Raw genomic sequence first — 21,856 nt, forward strand, 5'->3', positions numbered from 1 at the left:
CGTCCGCCGGTGACGCTGCGCCTGGGCAACCCGGGCAGGCGGATCAGCATCGGCCTGATCGCCATGACCTTCGTGCTGTCCATCTTCGCCGGCCGCCTGGTCCAGCTGCAGGGGCTGGACTCCAAGGTGTACGTGGCGGAGGCGGCCAGATACCGCGTCCAGGAGGAGAGCATCCCCGCCCGGCGCGGCTCGATCACCGACGCGGGCGGGAACGAGCTCGCGATGACGGTCGAGGCGCGGGAGATCTTCGTGGACCCCCACGAGGTCGTGCCCGCGCGGCGCGGCAGGGTGGCGGCGATCCTGGCCGAGGAGCTGGGCAGGCCGCAGGAGGAGATCGCCGCGAAGCTGGCCGACACCAGGAAGCGCTACGTGCCCGTGGCCACCGTCGACCCGACGGTGGCCCAGAAGATGTTCGAACGCGGCTCCCGGGAGCTGAAGGCCGACTTCAAGGGCGTCGGGAGCAAGCACGAGTACCACAGGCAGTACCCCGGCGGCGACCTCGCCGGCACCCTGATCGGGTTCGTCGGCGACGACGGCAACGGGCTCAGCGGCCTGGAACTCCGGCACAACAAGGTGCTGGCCGGGCGCGACGGGCAGCAGACCATCGAGACCGGCCGCGACGGCCAGCGGATCCCGATGACCCGCAGCACCAGCCGGCAGCCGGTGGAGGGGCGCGACGTGCGGCTCACCATCGACCGGGACATCCAGTGGGCCGCGCAGAAGGCGATCACCGAGCAGGTCGAGGCCACCGGGGCTCGCACCGGCAGCGTCATCGTGATGGACGTGCGGACCGGCCAGGTGGTGGCGATGGCGAACGCGCCCGAGCTGAATCTGGAGGACTGGGAGAAGACCACCCCGGACCGGTGGGTCAACCGGGCCGTGGCCGACGTGTTCGAGCCCGGCAGCACCAACAAGGTGATCACCGCGGCCGCCGCCCTGGAGTCGGGAGCGGTCCGCCCCGAGACCGTCTTCACGGTGGACGACGAGATCAGGTGCGCCGACCGGGTGCTGCGCGACTCCCACCCGCACCCCACCGAGAAGCTGACGTTCTCCGGCGTGGTCGCCACCTCCAGCAACGTGGGCACGATCCTCGCCGCGCAGAAGGTCGGCGACGCCAAGCTGCACGAGATGCTGCGGCGCTTCGGATTCGGCGCCAAGCCCGGCGGGGGGTTCTACGGGGAGGAGGCCGGGCTGCTGCCCTCCTGGAAGGACTGGTCGGGCAGCCAGCGCTGCACGATCTCCTACGGCCAGGGCATCTCGGTCACCGCCCTGCAGACGGCCAGCGTCTACCAGACCATCGCCAACGGCGGGGTGCGGGTCGCCCCGTCGATCGTGGCCGGCACCACCGACGCCGGCGGGGCGTTCGTCCCGGCGGAGGGCGGGAAGCGGACCCGGGTGGTCAGCGAGCGCACGGCCCGCGAGGTCGCGCTGATGCTGGAGGCGGCCGTCGGCGCGGACGGCACCGGCGAGCAGGCCTCGATCGACGGCTACCGGGTGGCGGGCAAGACCGGCACCGCGATGCGCTACGACACCGCCTGCCAGGGATACTGCGGCTACACCGCGACCTTCGCGGGCTTCGCCCCGGCGGACAAGCCGAGCCTGGTCGTCCTGGCCGTCATCCAGGACCCCCGCAAGGGCTACTACGGAGGGGAGATCGCCGCCCCGGTCTTCAAGAAGGTGATGACGTTCGCGCTGAAGAGCAAGAAGATCCCGCCCACCGGCACCGAGCCGCCCGCAATGCGGATACGCGCCGGGGAGTGAGCGGGAGCGGTACGCTCTCCGCCGTGCGTCCCCCGTCGTCCATGCGACCTTCAACCAACCCGCCCCGGCCGCTCTCCGGGCTGGCGAGCCTGCTCGGCGCGCCTTCGGGCACGTCCCGGACCCCCCTGGCCGCCGTCTCCGGAGTCACGATCGACTCCCGCCGAGTCCGGCGCGGCGACCTCTACGTCGCGCTGCCCGGATCCTCGGCCCACGGCGCCGAGTTCGCCGCGCAGGCGCTGGCCGCAGGGGCGGCCGCGATCCTGACCGACCCGGCGGGCCGCGAGGCCGCCGTCGCGACCGGGCTGCCCGTCCTCGTCGTCCCGGACCCGCGGGCCGTGCTCGGGCGGGTCTCCGCCTGGGTGTACGGCCGGCCGGCGCGGGACATGACGGTCGTCGGCGTCACGGGGACCAGCGGCAAGACCACCACGACCTTCATGCTGGAGGCCGGGCTGCGGGCGGCGGGCCACCGTACCGGCCTGGTCGGCGGAGTGGAGATCCACGCCGACCAGCTGCGGTTCACCCCGAAGCTCACCACCCCGGAGGCCAGCGACCTGCAGGCACTGTTCGCGCTCATGCGCGAGCAGGGCGTCACCGCGGCCGCGATGGAGGTCTCCAGCCACGCGCTGGCCCTCGGCCGGGTCGACGAGGTCTTCTACGACGTCGCGCTCTTCACCAACCTCTCCCAGGACCACCTGGACTTCCACGCCGACCTCGAGGACTACTTCTCGGCCAAGGCCCGGCTGTTCACCCCCGAGATGAGCCGGGCCGGCGTCACCAACCTCGACGACCCGCACGGGCGCGAGCTCCTCGGCCGGGCCAAGATCCCGATGACCACCTTCTCCGCCACGGGCGACCCGGAGGCCGACTGGCGGGCCGTGGACGTCCGCCTGGGCGGTGACGGCAGCGCCTTCCGCGTGGTCGGGCCCGGCGGCGTCGAGGACGACGTCGCGGTGGCCCTGCCCGGTCCCTTCAACGTGGCCAACGCGCTCGGCGCGATCGTCGCGCTGGTCGAGGCCGGGGTGCCGCTGCGGACCGCGGTGGCGGGCGTGGGCGCGCTGGCCGGGGTGCCGGGCCGGATGGAGCGGGTGCCGGGCGGCGACGGCTTCGAGGCGATCGTCGACTACTCGCACAAGCCGGGCGCGGTCGAGTCCGTGCTGCGCTCGCTGCGCGAGGTCACGGCCGGCAGGCTGACCGTGGTGCTCGGCTGCGGGGGCGACCGCGACCGGGGCAAACGCCCGATGATGGGGGAAGCCGCCGCACGCCTGGCGGATGTGGCTATTCTCACCAGCGACAACCCCCGCTCGGAGGACCCCCTGCGGATCCTCGCCGAGATGATGGACGGAGTGCTCGGCGTGCCCGAAGAAGAGCGCGCACATGTGATCATTGAGCCGGACCGGGCCGCGGCCATCGACCTGGCGATCGCCCGGGCGGGCTCCGGGGACGTCGTCGTGGTGGCGGGCAAGGGCCACGAGCAGGGCCAGTACGTCGGAGACCGGGTCCTGGTCTTCGACGACAGGCAGGTGGTGGCCGACGCGATCGCCCGGCGGCGGAGCCGGACCGGGCGCCGAAGCACATATGAGAGTAGGGAAGACGCATCATGATCCCGTTGCCGCTGGCGAGGATCGCCGAGATCACCTCGGGTGCCCTCACGGGCGCGGCCGACCCCCGCGCGGTGGTGCGCGGCCCGGTCGTCATCGACTCCCGGGCGGCCGAACCGGGGTCGCTGTTCGTCGCCTTCAAGGGGGACCGGGCCGACGGCCACGACTTCGCCGCCCAGGCCGTGGCGGCCGGGGCGGTCGCCGTGCTGGCGGAGCGGCCGGTCGACGCCCCCGCGGTGATCGTGGCCGACACGACGGCCGCGCTGGCGGCCCTGGCGACGGCCGTGTGCGCCGACCTCCCGCAGGCCACGGTGATCGGCGTCACCGGCTCGTCGGGCAAGACGAGCACCAAGGACCTGCTGGCCCGCCTCACCGCCCGGATCGGCCCGACCGTCGCCCCGGTCGGTTCCTTCAACAACGAGATCGGCCATCCCCTGACGGTGCTGCGGGCCGACGAGACCACCCGCTGCCTGGTCCTGGAGCTCAGCGCCAGGGACGTCGGGCACATCGACTACCTGGCGCGCATCGCCCCGCCGAAGATCGGGGTGGTCCTCAACGTGGGCACCGCCCACCTGGGCGTCTTCGGCAGCCGCGAGGCGATCGCCCAGGCCAAGGGCGAGCTGGTGGAGGCGCTGCCGGCCGACGGCGTGGCCGTGCTGAACGCCGACGACCCGCTGGTGGCCGCCATGGCGGACCGCACCCGCGCCCGGGTCACCTGGTACGGCAGGTCCGCCCGGGCCGACGTGCGGGCCGAGGACGTGACCGTGGACGAGCGGGGCCGCGCGGCCTTCACGCTGCGCACCCCCTCGGGGACCGCGCCGGTCGCCCTGCGCCTGTACGGCGAGCACGCGGTGGACAACTCCCTGGCCGCCGCCGCGGCCGCCTACGAGCTGGGCCTGCCGGTCGCCGTCATCGCCCAGGAGCTGTCGGAGGCCGAGCCCCGCAGCCGCTGGCGGATGGAGGTCACCGACCGCCCCGACGGCGTCACGGTGATCAACGACGCCTACAACGCCAACCCCGACTCCATGCGGGCCGCCTTCAGGGCGCTGGACGCGCTCGCCGGGACGCGCCGCCGCTTCGCCGTCGTCGCCTCCCTGGCCGAGCTGGGCGAGCACAGCGACGCCCTCAACGAGGGCGTCGGCCGGCTGGCCGGCGGCGCCGGCCTGGCGGGCCTGGTCGTCGTCGGCCAGGACGCCGGGCCGATCCTGGCCGGGGCCCGGGCGGCGCTGGCGGAGTCCGCCTCCGGCGCGCCACCGGGCGGGCCGGAGACCCGCGTGGTGCACGCGGCCGACACGGAGCAGGCCGCGGCCCTGGTGGAGGAGATGCTGGCCCCCGGCGACGTGGTCCTGGTCAAGGGCTCGCGCGCGGCCGGGCTGGAGCGGGTGGCCCACGCCCTGGTCGGGGGTGACGGCCGGTGAGGGACATCCTCATCGCGGCGGCCGTGGCGCTGCTGCTGTCGATGTTCGGCACTCCGCTGGCGATCCGGCTGTTCTCCCGGCGCGGCTACGGGCAGAGCATCCGGGAGGAGGGGCCCTCCGGCCACCACGACAAGCGCGGCACCCCCACCATGGGCGGCACGGTGATCGTGCTCGCCGCGCTGCTCGGGTACGCCTGCGCCCACCTGATGTCGTGGACCACGCCCACGGTCTCCGCGGTGCTGGTGCTGTTCCTGATGACCGGCCTGGGCATGGTCGGCTTCCTCGACGACTTCATCAAGATCTACAAGCAGCGGAGCCTCGGCCTGCGCAGCGGCGCCAAGGCCCTCGGCCAGCTCATCGTCGGCGCGGTCTTCGCCGTGCTGGTGGTCCGCTTCCCCAACGCCTACGACATCACCCCGGCCGAGACGCGGCTGTCGTTCCTGCGGGACTTCGGGCCGTCGATCACCATCGTCGGGTTCATGATCTGGGTGCTCATCATGATCGTGGGCTTCTCCAACGCGGTGAACCTCACCGACGGCCTCGACGGCCTGGCCAGCGGCGCCACCGGCGCGGTGCTGGCCTCCTACATCCTGATCGGCAACTGGCAGCTCCGCAACAGCTGCACCACGCAGCTCGGCCCGAACTGCTACTGGGTGCGCGACCCGCTGGACCTGGCCGTGGTCGCCGCCGCCGTGCTCGGCGCGCTGGTCGGCTTCCTGTGGTGGAACGCCCCGCCCGCCAAGATCTTCATGGGCGACACCGGCTCGCTGGCCCTGGGCGGCGTGATCGCCGGCCTGGCCATCACCACCCGCACCCAGCTGCTGCTGATCATCCTGGCCGGGCTCTGCGTGGTCATCACCCTCTCGGTGATCATCCAGGTCGGCTCGTTCAAGATGACCGGGAAACGGGTGTTCCGGATGGCGCCGCTCCAGCACCACTTCGAGCTGGCGGGCTGGGCGGAGACCACCATCGTGGTCAGGTTCTGGATCATCGCCGGCCTCTGCGCGGCGTTCGGCCTGGGACTGTTCTACATCGAGTGGATGCCCAAGTCCTGATGCGCGCCAGCCCCGCCCGTCCCGGAAGGACCCGGTAGTTGCAAATGATCTGTGTGCTGGGGGCCGGAGTGTCCGGCGCCGCCGCCGCCCGCCTCCTGGCCGCCCGGGGCGAGCGGGTGGTCGTCCTCGAGGGCCGCGACGGCGAGCGGCAGCGCGCCGCCGCGGCCGAGCTGGCCACCGCCGGCGTCGAGGTGCGCTTCGGCGAGCCCGAGGCGGTGCCCGAGGGCGCCTCCCTGATCGTCGCCACCGGCTGGCCGCCCCACCACCCGGCGCTGGTCGCCGCCGCCGAGGCGGGCGCCGAGGTGATCGGCGAGGTCGAGCTGGCCTGGCGACTGCGGCCCGAGGGCGCGGCGCCCTGGCTGGCGCTGACCGGCACCAACGGCAAGACGACGGCCGTGCGCATGCTGACCTCGATGCTGACCGCCGCCGGGCACAGGGCGCTCGCGGTCGGCAACGTGGGCGTCCCGGTGGCCGAGGCGGTCGCCGGGCCGTACGACGTGCTGGCGGTGGAGCTGTCCAGCTTCCAGCTGCACCGCGCGCCGAGCGTCGCCCCGCTCGCCGCCGCCGTGCTCAACGTCGCCCCCGACCACCTCGACTGGCACGGCTCCATGGAGGAGTACGCCCGCGCCAAGGGGGAGATCTTCGCGCGGGCCGGGACCGTGGTGCACAACGCCGACGACGAGTGGTCGGCCCGGCTGGCGGCGCCGTACCCCGGCGCGGTCGGCTTCACGCTCCAGGTGCCCCGGCCGGGGCAGCTCGGCGTGGTGGAGGACCTGCTGGTGGACCGGGCCTTCACCGCCGACCCCGTGCGCGAGGCCGCCGAGCTCGCCTCGCTGGAGGACGTGCGCCCCTTCGCCCCGCACAACGTGGCCAACGCGCTGGCCGCCGCCGCCCTGGCCCGGGCCTACGGCGTGCCGCCGGAGGCCGTGCGGCAGGGCCTGCGGGACTTCGTCCCCGACCCGCACCGGATCGCGCACGTCGCCCGCGTCGGCGGGGTGGACTACGTCGACGACTCCAAGGCCACCAACCCGCACGCCGCGGCCGCCTCGCTCGCCGCCTACCCCTCGATCGTCTGGGTGGCCGGCGGGCAGCTCAAGGGCGCCGACGTCGACGACCTGGTACGGCAGGCGGCCCCGCGGCTGCGCGGCGCGGTGCTCCTGGGCGCCGACCGCGGCCTGATCCGGCGGGCACTGGCGCGACACGCCGAGAATGTCCCGGTGGTGGAGGTCGCCGGACAGGACACTGGGGTCATGGACCGTGTCGTCGCCGAAGCCGCCAGGCTCGCCTCCCCCGGGGACACCGTGCTGCTGGCCCCCGCAGCCGCCTCCCTCGACATGTTCACCGGCTACCCGGCCCGGGGGGAGGCGTTCGCGCGGGCCGTGCAGCGCCTCGGGGCCGCCGGATGACCGCGGCCGACCCGCCCGCGGCGCCCGAACCGCTCCAGGGACGGCTCACCCGCCTGCGCGAGCTGCTGGGCAGGCCGCTCTTCTCCTACCACCTGCTCCTGGGCGTCAGCGGGCTGCTGGTGACCCTGGGGCTGATGATGGTCCTGTCGGCCTCCAGCATCTCGGCGCTGGAGACGCGGAACTCGGCCTTCGCGCTCTTCGGGCGGCAGCTCATCTCGATGCTGCTGGGACTGTGCCTGATGTGGGTCTGCTCCCGGCTGCCGCTGCGCTTCTTCCGGCTGGCCGGCTACCCGCTGATGGTCCTGGCCGCGCTCGGCCTGGTCCTGGTGATCTTCATCGGCCAGTCGGAGCTCGGCGCGCAGCGCTGGATCTACATCGGCGAGCTGACCATCCAGCCGTCGGAGCCGGCCAAGTTCGCGCTGGTGCTGTGGGGCGCCGACCTGCTGGCGCGCCGGGTGCGGGGCGGGACGGCCGAGTGGCGGCACCTGCTCATCCCGCTGATGCCCGGCACCGCCCTGATGGCGCTGCTGGTCATGGCGGGCAGGGACCTCGGCACCACCATCGTCCTGATGACGATCTTCCTGGCGCTGCTCTGGGTGGTGGGCGCCCCCCTGAAGCTCTTCGGCGGCATCCTCGCGGTGGTGGTGCTCGCCGCCGTCGTGATGATCAGCACCGAGGGCTACCGCTCCGACCGGATCGAGGGCTGGCTCAACCCGTGGGCCAACGCCCAGGGGACCGGCTTCCAGGCGGTCCAGGGGCAGATCGCGATGGGCAGCGGCGGCTGGTTCGGGCTCGGCCTGGGCTCCAGCCGGGCGAAGTGGAACTGGCTGCCGCACGCGGAGAGCGACTTCATCTTCGCCATCATCGGCGAGGAGCTCGGCCTGATGGGGACGCTGGTGGTGGTGGCCCTGTTCGGGCTGCTCGGCTACGGGGGCCTGCGGGTGGCGACCAGGGTGGGCGACCCGTTCGTCCGGCTGGCCTCGGCCGCCGCGGTCGCCTGGATCGCGGGCCAGGCGATCGTCAACATCGGGGCGGTCATCGGCGTGCTGCCCATCACCGGCATCCCGCTGCCGCTGGTCTCCTACGGGGGATCGGCGCTGCTGCCGACCCTGGCCGCGCTCGGCATGCTGCTCTCGTTCGCCAAACAGGAGCCGGGTGCGCGCGAGGCTCTCCTCGCCCGTGGCCCCGGACCGGCGGCGCGGGCTCTAAGCTGGCTTGGCCTGGGTGGCCCGCGGCCGGGAAGACGGCCGGGCCGCACAAGACGTTGAGCGACGACACGAGCGAAGGGGCCGACATGAGAGTGGTCCTCGCCGGCGGGGGGACGGCCGGTCACATCGAGCCGGCACTGGCCCTGGCCGACGCGCTGCGCCGGCTGGACCCGAGCGTCCAGATCACCTGCCTCGGCACGGAGCGCGGCCTCGAGACGCGGCTGGTGCCGGCCAGGGGGTACGAGCTCGAGCTCGTGCCCGCGGTGCCGCTGCCCCGCGCGATCACGCCCCAGCTGCTGACCGTGCCCGGCCGACTGGCGGGGGCGATCAGCACGGCGGCGGGCATCATGGACAGGGTCCGGGCCGACGTGCTCGTCGGCTTCGGCGGCTACGTGGCGACCCCCGCCTACCTGGCGGCGCGGCGGCGCGGCGTGCCCATCGTGGTGCACGAGGCCAACCCCCGCCCCGGCCTGGCCAACCGGCTGGGTGCGCGCCTGACCGACCACGTGTTCACCGGCCATCCGGACACGCCCCTGCCGAAGGCGGAGCACGTCGGGATCCCGCTCCGGCGTGAGATCGCCGAGCTGGACCGGCTCTCCGCCGGGGACAAGGCGCGCTCCTGGTTCGGTCTGGAGGCCGACCTGCCGACCCTGCTGGTCACCGGCGGCTCCCAGGGCGCCCGCTCGCTGAACCGGGCGGCCCTGGGCGCGGCGGCGGCGCTGCGCCGGGCCGGAGTGCAGGTGCTGCACATCATCGGCCCGAAGAACACGCTGGAGGAGGAGCCGCCGCCCGGCGACCCGCAGTACGTCGTGCTGCAGTACGTCGACCGGATGGACCTGGCCTACGCCGCCGCCGACCTCGCGCTCTGCCGGAGCGGCGCCATCACCTGCGCCGAGCTGACCGCGGTCGGCCTGCCTGCGGCGTACGTCCCGCTCCCGCACGGCAACGGGGAGCAGCGGCTCAACGCCGAGCCGATCGCGGCCGCGGGCGGCGGGCTGCTGGTGGACGACGCCGAGCTGACGCCGGAGTGGATCGTGGCGAACGTGCTGCCGATCCTGTCCGACCCCGAGCGGGTGGTCACCATGTCGGAGGCCGCCTCCCGGATGGGGCGCAAGGAGGCCGACACGGCGCTCGCGCGCCGGGTGCTGCAGATCGCGGCGCAGGGGCGGGCGTGATGAGCGGCGGCGCGTGCGGCGGCCGTCCGCGTGACGAGTGGAGAGTGTGAGTCACCGATGAGTCTTGTCAAACTGGTGGAGCCGGTCGCGGCCGAGGAGCTGGGACGGGTCCACTTCATCGGGATAGGCGGAGCCGGCATGTCCGGCATCGCCCGCATCCTGCTCAAGAGGGGCGTGCCGGTCTCCGGCAGCGACGCGCGCACCTCGGAGATGGTGACCGCGCTGCGGGAGCTGGGCGCGACGGTCCACATCGGCCACGCCGCCTCGCACGTCAAGAACGTCGACACCGTGGTGGTCTCCACCGCGATCCGCGACTCCAACCCCGAACTGGGGGAGGCGCTCCGCCAGGGGCTGCGGGTGATCCCCCGGGCCGCCGCGCTGGCCTCGGTCATGGCCGGGCGCCGGGCGGTCGCCGTGGCGGGCACGCACGGCAAGACCACCACGACCTCGATGCTCACCGTGGCGCTGCAGAAGTGCGGCGCCGACCCGTCCTACTGCGTCGGCGGGCAGCTGGTCACCACCGGCCTGGGCGCCGACGAGGGCTCGGGCGGCGTGTTCGTCGCGGAGGCGGACGAGAGCGACGGCTCCTTCCTCATGCTGGCCCCCGACATCGCCGTGGTGACCAACGTCGAGCCGGACCACCTCGACAACTACGGGGATCCCCGCGCCGTCTACGACAGCTTCGCCCGCTTCGTCGAGCGGGTCGGCGAGACCCTCGTGGTCTGCGCCGACGACCCCGGCTCGGCGGCGCTCGTGCCGATCGCCCGCGCCCGCGGCCTCGAGGTCGTCACGTACGGCGAGGCGGAGGACGCCGACCTGCGGGTGGGCGACATCGTCCCCGACGGCATGGGCGTCTCCTTCCGGGTGCACGGGCACGGCGAGGTGAGACTGGCCGTCCCCGGCCGCCACAACGCGCTCAACGCCACGGCCGTCATCGCGGTGGCCGCGGCGCTGGGCGTGCCCTTCGACGCCATCCGCGACGGCCTGGCGGCCTTCGGCGGGGCCAAGCGCCGCTTCGAGGCCAAGGGAGAGGCCGGTGGGGTGGCGGTCTTCGACAGCTACGCCCACCACCCGACCGAGCTGGCCGCCGACCTGCGCGCCGCACGGGACGTGGTGAACTCCTTCTCCGGCTCGGGCCGGGTGATCGCGGTCTTCCAGCCGCACCTGTACTCGCGCACCAGGTTCTTCGCCGACGGGTTCGGGGCGGCCCTGGGGCTGGCGGACGAGGCCGTCGTCCTGGACGTCTACGGCGCCCGGGAGGACCCCGAGCCCGGGGTCTCCGGGGCGCTGGTGGCGGACAAGGTGCCGCTCCCGCCCGGCCGGGTGGCCTACGCGCCCCGGCGGGAGGACGTGCCCGCGCTGGTGGCCGGCCGGGCCAGGCCGGGGGACGTCGTCCTGACGATGGGAGCGGGCGACGTCACGGAGCTGGGCCCCAGGATCGTCGCGGAGCTGGCCGCCCGGTGACCGGGAGGCGGGCGGGCGACGGTCGCGGGTCCCCCGGCCGGGGCGGGCCGGTGCCGCCTCCGGAGCGTGCGGGGACGGGCCGCGGCCGCTCCGGGGGCCGCGGCGCCCGGGAGCACGCCGCACCCCGGAAGGCGCCGGGCCCGGGGAGCGCGGCGCGTCGGGAGGCTCCCGCGCCGGGCCCGGGGAGCGCGGCCCGTGAGGAGGCCGCCGGGCCGGGCCCGGGGAGCGCGTCCGCCCCGCCGGGGGAGACGCCGGCCTCCGGTCCGCCGTCCACGGCGCGCGCCGCCGCCCCGGACACCCCGGGGGCGGCGAACGCCGGGAACGCTCGGAGTACCCGGAGCGCCGGGAACGCCGGGAACGCCGGGAGCAGGGTCTGGCGGACGGCTTTCCTGGTGCTGCTGACCGCCGGAGTCGTGGGCAGCGCGGTCTGGCTGGTCTTCCTCTCTCCGGTGCTGGGGGTGCGGGAGATCCGGGTGACCGGCAACTTCGACGTTCCCGCCGACCGGATCCGGCAGGCCGCGGGGGTCGCCGACGGCACGCCCCTGGCCACCGTGGACGCCGCCGCGGTGGCGGGCCGGATCCGGGCGATCCGGCAGATCGAGTCGGCCGAGGTCGGCCGGAGCTGGCCGGGCACACTGGTGGTCGAGGTCGTCGAGCGGGAGCCGGTGGCGGTGGTGCCGGTGGGCGGCAAGGCGGCGCTCGTGGACCGCCACGGGGTGGTGACCGAGGTCAGGGCGGTGGCGCCGCCGACCCTGCCGCTGCTGCGCCTGGAACGGCCGGGACCGGACGATCCGGCGGCGGGCGCGGCACTGGCCGTGATCGGAGCCCTGCCGGAGGGCCTGGCCCGGCGGGTCGCGGAGGTGCGCGCCACCTCGGCCGAGACCGTCACGCTGAGGCTCAGGGACGGCCGCGTGGTGGTGTGGGGCGGCAGCGACCGTCCCGCCGAGAAGGCGAAGATCCTGACCACCCTGCTGGAGCGGCCGGCCGACACCTATGATGTGAGCTCGCCGGACGTGGTGACGGTGAAGTGACCGGGATGTCCGGCGGGTGTGCTCCGGAGGCCTTCGCCGGGCGTCTCACGAAAAGGACAGGCTGCGACACGCCGGGCACGCTTGCGGCGCGGTTAGTTGACCCACCTGGAGCGTAGCTCCTACTGTCCGTATCAATCCTCAGGTTGACATAAATCTAAATCTCAACTTGAGGGTGAGAGTTAAAGAAACGACGGCACGAGCCCCGTGCCGCATGAAATTGCAAGTCAACGAGCGGAAAGGCCCCTCGTCGTGGCAGCACCGCAGAACTACCTCGCGGTCATCAAGGTTGTAGGCATCGGCGGAGGCGGAGTCAACGCCGTCAACCGGATGATCGAGGAGGGACTCAAGGGCGTCGAGTTCATCGCCATCAACACCGACGCCCAGGCGCTGCTCATGAGTGACGCCGACGTCAAGCTGGATGTCGGGCGGGAGCTCACGAGAGGCCTCGGTGCGGGGGCCAACCCCGAGGTGGGGCGGAAGGCGGCCGAGGACCACCGCGAGGAGATCGAGGAGGTCATCAAGGGCGCCGACATGGTGTTCGTCACCGCCGGGGAGGGCGGTGGCACCGGCACCGGCGGAGCCCCGGTGGTCGCGAACATCGCGCGCTCCCTGGGCGCGCTGACCATCGGCGTGGTGACCCGGCCCTTCAGTTTCGAGGGCCGGCGCAGGGCGATGCAGGCCGAGGCCGGGATCGAGACCCTGCGCGAGGAGGTGGACACCCTCATCGTCATCCCGAACGACCGGCTGCTGTCGATCTCCGACCGGCAGGTGAGCGTGCTGGACGCCTTCAAGGCGGCCGACCAGGTGCTGCTCTCCGGCGTCCAGGGCATCACCGACCTGATCACCACCCCCGGACTGATCAATCTGGACTTCGCCGACGTGAAGTCGGTCATGTCGGGTGCGGGCTCGGCCCTGATGGGCATCGGGCACGCCCGTGGCGACGACAGGTCGGTCGCGGCGGCGGAGATGGCGGTCTCCAGCCCGCTGCTGGAGGCCAGCATCGACGGCGCCCACGGCGTGCTGCTCTCGATCGCCGGCGGCTCCGACCTCGGCCTCTTCGAGATCAACGAGGCGGCCCAGCTCGTCTCCAACGCGGCCGCCCCGGACGCCAACATCATCTTCGGCACGGTCATCGACGACGCGCTCGGAGACGAGGTGCGGGTCACGGTGATCGCGGCGGGCTTCGACGAGCCCGTCGCGAACGACAAGGCGCCGCTCGGGCAGGCGGCCGCCCGCCCGGCGGCCCGGCAGCCCTCCTCCCCGCCCTCCCCGCCGTCCTCCGCTCCGGTCCGCCCGGTCCCGCCGGCGAAGGCCGAGTCCAGGCCCGAGCCGCCCAGGGCTGTGCAGCCGCCGCCCGCCCCGGTCCGCCCGGTCCCCGCGCCCCTGCCGCAGGCCGAGGCCGAGCCCCCGGCGCTCCAGGCGGCGCCGGTGGCGCCCGCCCCGGCGCCGCAGCCGGTCCACCCGGCCCCCGAGCCGGCCCCGCAGGCCGAGCCGCCGCGGGTGGAGGAGCTCTCGCCTCCGGTCTCCATCCCGCGTCCGACCCCCGAGCCGTCGCAGTCGGCGCCCGTCCCGCCGGCCCCCATCCCCGCGAAGGTCTCCGACTCCGCCCGTCGGCCTCGGGTGATCTTCGAGGAGCAGGAGGAGGAGCTGGACGTGCCCGACTTCCTGAAGTGACATTGATCACTGCGGGATGGGTGCCTATGTCCTTCGCCGGGACCGACAGAATGGTTTCCTCCGGTTTGTCGGTGTTTGAGCGGCGGAGATGTGACGGAGACCACTCGAAGAGATGAGATCGCGGCCGGCCTGGCCGAGGTCGAGGCGCGCGTCGCCGAGGCCTGCCGGGCGGCCGGCCGTGCCCGTGAGGAGCTGACCCTCATCGCGGTCACCAAGACCTATCCGGCCTCGGACGTGCGGCACCTGGCCGCGCTGGGGGTCGGGCACGTCGGGGAGAACCGCGACCAGGAGGCTTCGGCCAAGGCGCGCGACTGCGCGGACCTCGGGCTCGCCTGGCACTTCATCGGCCAGCTGCAGACCAACAAGGCCCGGTCCGTGGCCCGCTACGCCGACGTCGTGCACTCGGTGGACCGGCCGCGGCTGGTCGCCGCGCTCGGCGCGGAGGCGGTCCGGGCGGGCCGGGAGATCACCTGCCTGGTCCAGGTCGCGCTGGACGACGATCCGGCCCGGGGCGGGGCGCGGCCGCGGGACGTGCCCGCCGTCGCCGACGCCGTGGCCGGGACCGGGGGCCTCCGGCTGGGCGGGGTGATGGCGGTGGCCCCGCTGGGGGAGGAGCCCGCCCGGGCCTTCGCCAGGCTCCGCCAGGTCGCGCAGGCCGTACGGGAGGCCCACCCGGACGCCGGGATCATCTCCGCGGGGATGAGCGGCGATCTGCGCGAGGCGGTGGCGAACGGCGCGACACACCTGCGGATCGGTACGGCGTTGCTCGGTCACCGCAAGCCCTTCGTCAGGTAATGTCCCTCCAAGTGGGCGTTGCCGTCCACGTATCCGGTGAGTGGTCGATCGGCGGTGAGCGTCAAGGGGGGATGGCTGCCACCCCGAGCAATCGAAGTAAGACGGAGGAAGAAGCAGCGATGGCCAGCGCGATGCGCAAGATGGCGGTCTACCTCGGTCTTGTGGAGGACGACCGCTACGAGAGGTACGACGTCTACCCCGACGACGAGTTCGACGAGTTCGACGAGTCGAGGCGGGCCGGCGAGGAGCGCTCCGACGCGGCCGGCGACCCCCAGGACGACACCGAGGGAGTGCCCGCTCCCAGGCCCGCGACGGCGGTCCTGGAGCGCCGCACGACCGATCTGGCGCGCATCACGACCCTGCATCCCCGCACCTACAACGAGGCGCGGACCATCGGGGAGCACTTCCGTGAGGGCACGCCGGTCATCATGAACCTGACTGAAATGGTTGACAGCGACGCGAAGCGACTCGTCGATTTCGCGGCAGGTCTCGTCTTTGGCCTACACGGAAGCATCGAACGTGTTACGAACAAGGTGTTCCTGTTGTCCCCTGTCAATGTCGAGGTGACCGCCGAGGACAAGGCCCGAATCGCGGAGCGCGGGTTCTTCAACCAGAGCTAGAGTTCCACTATGTACACCGAGTCGAAGCCCACCCCGTCCTTCCGGCGGTCGTGGACCAGGACGGAGGCAGGACGGCACCGTGGGGATCGTTAGCGACATCGTGGTCGTTGTCCTGTGGATCTACCTGCTCCTGCTGATCGGCAGAATGATCTTTGAGACGGTGCAGGCGTTCGCCCGCCAGTGGCGCCCCACGGGGGTGGTCCTGGTCCTGGCGGAGGCCATATACACGGTCACCGACCCACCTCTCAAGTTCCTCCGCCGTTTCATTCCGCCACTCCGGTTGGGTACGGTGGCCTTTGACCTGAGCTTCACAGTCCTGTTCATTGTGGTCTGGGTCTTGATCCAACTCGTGTCCGCGCTTCGTTGATCGGGTACCGTCCCTCCGGACAGACTCCAAGCGCGCCAAGGAGACCGAAAATGCCGCTGACACCCGCTGATGTGCGGAACAAGCAGTTCAGTACGACCCGACTCAGGCCGGGTTACGACGAGGAAGAGGTCGATGCCTTCCTCGACGAGGTCGAGTCCGAGCTGGACCGCCTCATCCAGGAGAACGAGGAGCTCCGCGCCAAGCTGGCGGAGTGCATGCGGGGCAAGGTGCCCGGCGGGATGGGCATGGCCATGGCGCCGGCCCCCGTCGCCGAGCCCAAGCCCGAGATGATGGTGCCGCAGCCGGAGCCGATGCGGGCTCCCGAGCCGGTGCAGCAGCAGCCGGTCCCCGTCGGCATGGGCATGCCCCCGGCCGAGGACAACATGGACACCGCCGCCCGCGTGCTCGCCCTGGCCCAGCAGACGGCCGACCAGGCGATCGCCGACGCCCGCCGGGAGGCGGACGAGACGGTGACCCGGGCGCGCCGCGAGGCCGACGACATCCTCGGCAAGGCCCGCCGCCAGGCCGAGCAGGTCATCGGCGAGGCCCGGGCCCGCGCCGAGACGCTGGAGCGCGACGCCCAGGAGCGTCACCGCCAGGCGATGGGCTCGCTGGTGCAGACGCGTGACGAGCTCGAGCGCAAGGTCGAGGAGCTGCGCAGCTTCGAGCGGGAGTACCGCAGCCGCCTCAAGCTCTATCTGGAGAACCAGCTCGCCGAGCTGAACGTCGCCGCCGAGGGCAGTGGAGGGTTCCCGATCGTGGGCGGCCCCGTGGCCGGCCCCCCGGTCATGTCGCACGCCGCGGCTCCGGGCGGCCAGCAGCCCCTGCAGAGCGGTCCCGGGCACTTCGGCGGTGAGCCGTCGCAGCACTCCGGGGCGTTCCAGGGCGCCGACGTCCCGCACAACGACCGCCGCTAAGGTGCCGGGTCATTCCGTCTGACCCGTACCCGGGAGTTCCTTCGTGATCCTTATCAGCGCTGGCCTGGTGTTGACGGCCGTCGTCCTGCTCATCGCGGGGGTCGTGCTCGCCAAGCCCTTTCTGGTCATGTGGTCGATCGCGGTCAGCGTGCTCTCCGCGGTCTTCCTGGTGATCGGGGCGTTGCTGCGGCGCCATGAGCTGTTCCCCGGCCGCGGACGCGCCGGGGCGGCTCTGAAGTCCCCCTACGGAGGGCCGGTTCCGGCCGGTCCGATGCACGCGGGCCCCATGGCGCCCCACCAGCACCATGTGGCGGGAGTGCCCGGCGTCGCCGGTGTACCGGCGGGAGCGCCCCAGAGCGGACGGCAGGCGGCCGCCACCCGCACCCGGCCGGCTCCGGCGGCCGCCGCCCGGCAGGGCCCGCTGGACGCCGAGGCGATCGTGCTGGTGATCCCCGGCCGCAGGCGCTACCACCTCGCAGGCTGCCGCCAGCTGGCCGGCAGGGATCATGAGGAGCTCACCTGCGAGGAGGCCCGCGAGGAGGGCTTCACGCCCTGCACCACCTGCCTGCCCGAGTTCAGCGCGCCGCAGGAGGACCCGCGGGAGCAGGAGCCCACGGGGCCCCAGGCGCTCCACGAGTCCGGCCCTGCCGGCGCCGCCGGCCCGGCGGCGGGCGAGACCGTGCGCTTCACCCCTCCGTACCGCCCCGTGGCCTCCGGCCCGTCCCAGGAGCCTCCGGCGGTGAGGGACCGGGCGGCCGCGACGCCGTCCGGGGAGAGCCGGGAGCAGGCGGCGTCCGCCTCCCTGGCAGGGGAGCCCGCCCCCGGGCCCTCGGCCCGGCCGTCCGCTCCGGAGCCGGAGGACTCAGCGGCCACCGGCTGGTTCGGCCGCGACGCGGCGGCCGCCCGGCCCCCCGCGCCGGATCCCGTACCGGACCCCGCGGTCCCCGGGCCGGAGACGGCCGTACGGCCGGCGGCGGAGCCGGAGGACGCCTCCGCCGGGAGCGGGGCCGTGACCGGGACGGAGCGCGCGGAGAAGGCCGCAGGGGAGACCACCGTCTCGCCGGCGGGCGAGACCGCGGACGGGCCCGCCGCGGAGCCGGCGGGCGCGGACCCGGAGACGGCGGGCGAACCCGCCGAGGAGACGGCCGTGTGGCGGGTGCCACCCGCGCCCGGGGACCGGGCGGAGCGCCCCTCCGGCGGCCGCGAGGCCCCGGCCGCTCCGGAGACCGCGGAGAAGGCCGTGAAAGCCGCGGACAGGACCACTCCCGATACCGCCGAGCCGGTGGAGCCGGCCGGGACCGAGCCCGGGCGCGCCGGGCAGTCGGTGCCGACCGGCTCCACCTCGGCGGAGCCCTCCCCAGGACCCTCCACAGAGCCCTCGTCTGGGCCCTCAGCGGGGTCCGGCGCGGGCTCCGCGGAGGGAGAGGCGACCCCGCCGGGGGAACCCGAGGAGGCCCGGGGCGGCACGCCGGTGGGCGAGGAGACCTCGCCCCACGGGATCCCCGCCGTCGCGGAGGACGCCGAGCCGGAGACGGTCAGCGTCATCGTGGGCACCCGCCGCTTCCACGGTCCCACCTGCCCTCTCATCAGGGGCGTGGACGACGACGGCGTCGAGACCATGTCACGGGCCGAGGCCGAGAAGGCGGGCCTGAGCGGCTGCGCCGTCTGCCAGAACGGCTGATCTTCCGCCCGCCGGGCCGTACCGGGTCTCCGGAGGGCGGGCGGGAACACGAGAGAGGGCCCCGGGGATCTCCCCGGGGCCCTCTTCGTACGTCCGACGGCGGGTCAGCCGTTGCGGCGGAGCTGGAAGGCGAGCCCCAGGTCGGTGTCCTCGTGCACCGGGAGCTCCCCGGTGGCGCCCCCGGTGGTGCCCTCTGTCATGGACAGGGCGAGGACCTCCTCGGCCACCGTGCCGCCCTGGGCGCGCAGCGCCTCGGCCAGCTCGGGGTCGGTGGCGGACCACCACAGGTCGATCCGGTCGGTGATGGACAGGCCCGTGGACTTGCGGGCCTCCTGGACCAGCCGGACGACGTCGCGGATCAGGCCGGCGCGGCGCAGCTCGTCGGTGATCGTCAGGTCGAGGGCGACGGTCTCACCGGCGCCGGTCTCCACCGCCCAGCCGGACTTCGGCTGCTCGGTGACGATCACGTCGTCGGCGGTGAGCTCCACCGTGCCCAGCTCGCCGGCCTCCAGCGAGACGGGGGAGCCGGAGCGCAGGGCGCCCGCGAGAGCGCCCGGGTCGGCGGCGGAGACGGCCGCGGCGACCAGCTTGGTCTGCGGGCCGAACCGCTTGCCCAGCGCCCGGAAGTTGGGCTTGACGGTGAAGGAGACCAGATCGGCGCCGATGCCCGACAGGTCCTCCAGGGCCTGCACGTTGAGCTCGTCGGCGACCAGCTCGCGCAGCTCGGCGGAGAGCGCGGCCCAGCCGGGCGCGCCGACCAGGGCGCGGCCGAGCGGCTGGCGGGTCTTGACCCCGCTGGAGGCGCGGGCCGAGCGGCCCAGCTCCACCAGGCGGCGGACCAGCGCCATCCGCTCCGACAGCGCCGCGTCGAGCAGCGCGGGGTCCGCCTCCGGCCAGGTGGCCAGGTGCACCGAGACGGGGTCGGCGTCGGTGCGGAGCACGTCCCAGACGTAGTCGGTGATGAACGGCACCACCGGCGCCATCAGGCGCGTGACCGTCGACAGGCACTCGTACAGCGTGGCGAAGGCGGAGGCGTCGCCCGACCAGAACCGGCGGCGGGAGCGCCGGACGTACCAGTTGGACAGGTCGTCGAGGAACTCGCCCAGCCGCCGCCCGACCCGGGCGGTGTCGAACTCGTCCATCGACGCCGTGACCTCGGCCACCGTCCGGTGCAGCTCGGCCAGGGCCCACCGGTCGATCAGCGGGCGGTCGGCGGGCGCGGGCGCCTGCGCCGAGGGCTCCCACGACTCGGCGTTGGCGTACAGGGTGAAGAAGGAGACCGTGTTCCAGTAGGTCAGCAGGACCTTGCGGACGATCTCCTCCAGCGTGGAGTGCCCGACGCGGCGAGCCGCCCACGGGGAGCCGGAGCAGGCCATGAACCAGCGCAGGGCGTCGGCGCCGTGCTGGTCCATCAGGGAGATCGGCTCCAGCACGTTGCCCAGGTGCTTGCTCATCTTCCGGCCGTCCTCGGCGAGGATCAGGCCGAGGCAGAGCACGTTCTCGTAGGAGGTGCGGCCGAAGACCAGCGTGCCGACCGCCATCAGCGAGTAGAACCAGCCGCGGGTCTGGTCGGTGGCCTCGCAGATGAACTGCGCCGGGTAGGCCTTCTCGAGCATCTCGGCGGCTCTGTGCGGCGCGCCCCACTGGGCGAACGGCATCGAGCCCGAGTCGTACCAGGCGTCGATCACGTCGGGGACGCGGCGCGCCTCCGCCCCGCAGGAGGGGCAGGGCAGCGTGACGTCGTCGACGTAGGGGCGGTGCGGGTCGAGCGCGGAGACGTCCTGCCCGGACAGCTCGCCCAGCTCGGTCAGCGAGCCGACGCAGGTGACGTGGGAGGAGTCGGCGGAGCAGACCCAGAGCGGGAGCGGGGTGCCCCAGTAGCGGGAGCGCGACAGCGACCAGTCGACGTTGTTGCGCAGCCACTCGCCGAAGCGGCCCCACTTGATCGTCTCGGGGTACCAGCCGACCTTCTCGTTCTCGGCGAGGAGCTGGTCCTTGATCGCGGTCGTGCGGATGTACCAGGCGGGCAGCGCGTAGTACAGCAGCGCGGTGTGGCAGCGCCAGCAGTGCGGGTAGCTGTGCTCGAAGTGGCCGCCGCGGAAGAGCAGGCCGCGGTCGCGCAGGTCGGCGGTGAGGGACTCGTCGGCGTGCTTGAAGAACTGCCCGCCGACCAGCGGCACGTCCTCGGTGAAGCGGCCGTCGGGGCCGATCGGGTTGACCACGGGCAGGCCGTACCGCTTGCAGGTCGCCATGTCGTCGGCGCCGAAGGCGGGAGCCTGGTGGACCAGGCCGGTGCCGTCCTCGGTGGTGACGTAGTCGCCGAGCACCACGTAGTGCGCGCCGGGGATGTCGACGAGCTCGAACGGCCTGCGGTAGGAGGTGCGCTCCAGCTCGGCGCCGGCGAAGGCGGCGAGCACCTCGGCGTCCTCGCCCAGCACGGAGGCCAGCAGCGGCTCGGCGACGACGAGGACCTCCTCGGAGCCGGCCGGCCGGGCCGCGACGTAGGTCACCTCGGGGTGGACGGCGACCGCGGTGTTGGAGACCAGCGTCCACGGCGTGGTGGTCCAGATCAGCAGCGAGGCGCCGAGCTCGGCCAGCGGGCCGGAGGTGGCGGGCATGCGGACGTAGACCGACGGGCTGGAGACGGTCTCGTAGCCGCCGGGCTGGCCCAGCTCGTGGTCGGACAGCCCGGTGCCGCAGCGCGGGCAGTACGGCGTGATGCGGAAGTCGCGGAAGAGCAGGCCCTTGTCGAAGACGACCTTGAGCGACCACCAGACGGACTCGACGTAGGCCGGGTCCATCGTCCGGTAGGCCTGCGACAGGTCGATCCAGTAGCCCATGCGCTCGGTCATCTCTTCGAACGCGTCCACGTGCCGGAGCACCGACTCGCGGCACTTGGCGTTGAACTCCGCGATGCCGTACGCCTCGATGTCCTTCTTGCCGGACAGGCCGAGCTCTTTCTCGATGCCGACCTCGACGGGCAGGCCGTGGCAGTCCCAGCCGGCCTTGCGGGGCACGCTGTAGCCGCGCATGGACTTGTAGCGCGGGAAGACGTCCTTGAACACGCGGGCCTCGACGTGGTGGACGCCGGGCATGCCGTTGGCGGTGGGCGGGCCCTCGTAGAAGACCCAGGCCGGGCCGCCGGAGTTCTGCTCGACCGAGCGCTCGAAGATCTTGCCGTCCCGCCAGCGGCCGAGGACCTCGTGTTCGAGCGCGGGCAGGTCGACCTGCGCGGGAAGGGAGCGGAAATGGGCGGACATGACGGGCTGGAACCTCCACGCTGGTGCTGGCCTGCAGGTGCGCGGAGGGACGAGGCCTGGCGGCCCCGCGGTACCACCCTCCTTGGCCTCCCGGTGGGGAGACCCTCTTCTTTTCGGTTCGCTGCCGGGTCTACTGGGCGTCCGCCACGGGCGGAGGACCGTTCTTCCGGCGGCTCGGGGGTGATCTTCCCTCCGGGGCCCGCCCCGGGCTCGCACCGTCCCCGGGTCGCTCGTGCGGGAGGGGCCGGAGGTACTCGTCCCCGTCAACGCCTTGCGAACTCAAACGATAACGCACCCGGCGCGGCGGGGGCTTCCCGATATCCGGGGCTCCGGCGGGCGGACGACCGGGGAGCGGGCAGGAAGGGGCGGAATGGTACGGGATTGGCAAAGACGCCGCCGGGTTGTTGCTGTTCTGTTATGGACGGC

The 21,856-nt window shown here is 73.6% G+C and carries 16 protein-coding genes; 15 read left to right on the top strand and 1 reads right to left on the bottom strand.

Annotation, left to right across the window (positions count from 1 at the left end; genetic code table 11):
• The first annotated feature begins 63 nt into the window (after positions 1–63).
• The 15 genes from ACFOWE_RS16370 to ACFOWE_RS16440 all read left to right on the top strand — a co-directional run bounded on the left by ACFOWE_RS16370 (position 64) and on the right by ACFOWE_RS16440 (position 18,170).
• The gene (locus ACFOWE_RS16370; protein WP_449301217.1) at positions 64–1,761 is read left to right on the top strand and encodes a peptidoglycan D,D-transpeptidase FtsI family protein; all 1,698 of its coding nucleotides are present in this window, start codon (positions 64–66) and stop codon (positions 1,759–1,761) included.
• 41 nt (positions 1,762–1,802) lie between these two features.
• Complete coding sequence (locus tag ACFOWE_RS16375; RefSeq protein WP_377288536.1) at positions 1,803–3,362, top strand: UDP-N-acetylmuramoyl-L-alanyl-D-glutamate--2,6-diaminopimelate ligase; 1,560 nt, start codon at positions 1,803–1,805, stop codon at positions 3,360–3,362.
• Complete coding sequence (locus ACFOWE_RS16380; RefSeq protein WP_377288538.1) at positions 3,359–4,777, top strand: UDP-N-acetylmuramoyl-tripeptide--D-alanyl-D-alanine ligase; 1,419 nt, start codon at positions 3,359–3,361, stop codon at positions 4,775–4,777. Before ACFOWE_RS16375 ends, ACFOWE_RS16380 begins: the two co-directional genes overlap by 4 nt.
• Entirely contained in the window at positions 4,774–5,832 is a 1,059-nt protein-coding gene (gene mraY / locus ACFOWE_RS16385; RefSeq protein ID WP_377288540.1) for a phospho-N-acetylmuramoyl-pentapeptide-transferase, read from the top strand. The genes ACFOWE_RS16380 and mraY overlap by 4 nt, the downstream gene beginning before the upstream one ends.
• 44 nt (positions 5,833–5,876) lie before the next feature.
• A complete protein-coding gene (gene murD, locus ACFOWE_RS16390) occupies positions 5,877–7,238 on the top strand; it encodes a UDP-N-acetylmuramoyl-L-alanine--D-glutamate ligase (RefSeq protein WP_377288542.1) in 1,362 nt (453 codons plus the stop codon).
• On the top strand, positions 7,235–8,506 hold the full coding sequence (gene ftsW, locus ACFOWE_RS16395; protein WP_377288544.1) for a putative lipid II flippase FtsW: 1,272 nt from the start codon (positions 7,235–7,237) through the stop codon (positions 8,504–8,506). Before murD ends, ftsW begins: the two co-directional genes overlap by 4 nt.
• A 26-nt stretch (positions 8,507–8,532) precedes the next feature.
• Entirely contained in the window at positions 8,533–9,621 is a 1,089-nt protein-coding gene (murG, locus tag ACFOWE_RS16400; protein ID WP_377288546.1) for an undecaprenyldiphospho-muramoylpentapeptide beta-N-acetylglucosaminyltransferase, read from the top strand.
• A 57-nt stretch (positions 9,622–9,678) separates the two neighbouring features.
• Entirely contained in the window at positions 9,679–11,085 is a 1,407-nt protein-coding gene (gene murC, locus ACFOWE_RS16405) for a UDP-N-acetylmuramate--L-alanine ligase (RefSeq protein WP_377288548.1), read from the top strand.
• 392 nt (positions 11,086–11,477) lie between these two features.
• Positions 11,478–12,116, top strand: a complete 639-nt coding sequence (locus ACFOWE_RS16410) for a cell division protein FtsQ/DivIB (RefSeq protein ID WP_377288550.1) — start codon at positions 11,478–11,480, stop codon at positions 12,114–12,116.
• A 249-nt stretch (positions 12,117–12,365) separates the two neighbouring features.
• Positions 12,366–13,790 (top strand): cell division protein FtsZ, encoded by a 1,425-nt coding sequence (gene ftsZ / locus ACFOWE_RS16415; protein WP_377288552.1) that lies wholly within the window; start codon positions 12,366–12,368, stop codon positions 13,788–13,790.
• A 90-nt stretch (positions 13,791–13,880) separates the two neighbouring features.
• A complete protein-coding gene (locus tag ACFOWE_RS16420) occupies positions 13,881–14,585 on the top strand; it encodes a YggS family pyridoxal phosphate-dependent enzyme (protein ID WP_377288554.1) in 705 nt (234 codons plus the stop codon).
• Between the two features lie 119 nt (positions 14,586–14,704).
• On the top strand, positions 14,705–15,205 hold the full coding sequence (locus tag ACFOWE_RS16425; protein ID WP_377288556.1) for a cell division protein SepF: 501 nt from the start codon (positions 14,705–14,707) through the stop codon (positions 15,203–15,205).
• Positions 15,206–15,284: 79 nt separating this feature from the next.
• The gene (locus ACFOWE_RS16430; protein WP_068894150.1) at positions 15,285–15,572 is read left to right on the top strand and encodes a YggT family protein; all 288 of its coding nucleotides are present in this window, start codon (positions 15,285–15,287) and stop codon (positions 15,570–15,572) included.
• A gap of 50 nt (positions 15,573–15,622) precedes the next feature.
• Complete coding sequence (locus ACFOWE_RS16435; RefSeq protein ID WP_377288558.1) at positions 15,623–16,489, top strand: DivIVA domain-containing protein; 867 nt, start codon at positions 15,623–15,625, stop codon at positions 16,487–16,489.
• Between the two features lie 43 nt (positions 16,490–16,532).
• Positions 16,533–18,170 carry a hypothetical protein gene (locus ACFOWE_RS16440; protein ID WP_377288560.1) on the top strand — a complete coding sequence of 546 codons (1,638 nt, stop codon included), beginning with the start codon at positions 16,533–16,535 and terminating at the stop codon, positions 18,168–18,170.
• A gap of 104 nt (positions 18,171–18,274) precedes the next feature.
• Here ACFOWE_RS16440 and ileS read toward each other — a convergent pair whose 3' ends face one another.
• A complete protein-coding gene (ileS, locus tag ACFOWE_RS16445; RefSeq protein ID WP_377288562.1) occupies positions 18,275–21,430 on the bottom strand; it encodes an isoleucine--tRNA ligase in 3,156 nt (1,051 codons plus the stop codon).
• Between the last annotated feature and the right edge of the window lie 426 nt (positions 21,431–21,856).

It is taken from the genome of Planomonospora corallina (genome assembly GCF_042650625.1).
Taxonomy (GTDB): Bacteria; Actinomycetota; Actinomycetes; order Streptosporangiales; family Streptosporangiaceae; genus Planomonospora_B; species Planomonospora_B corallina.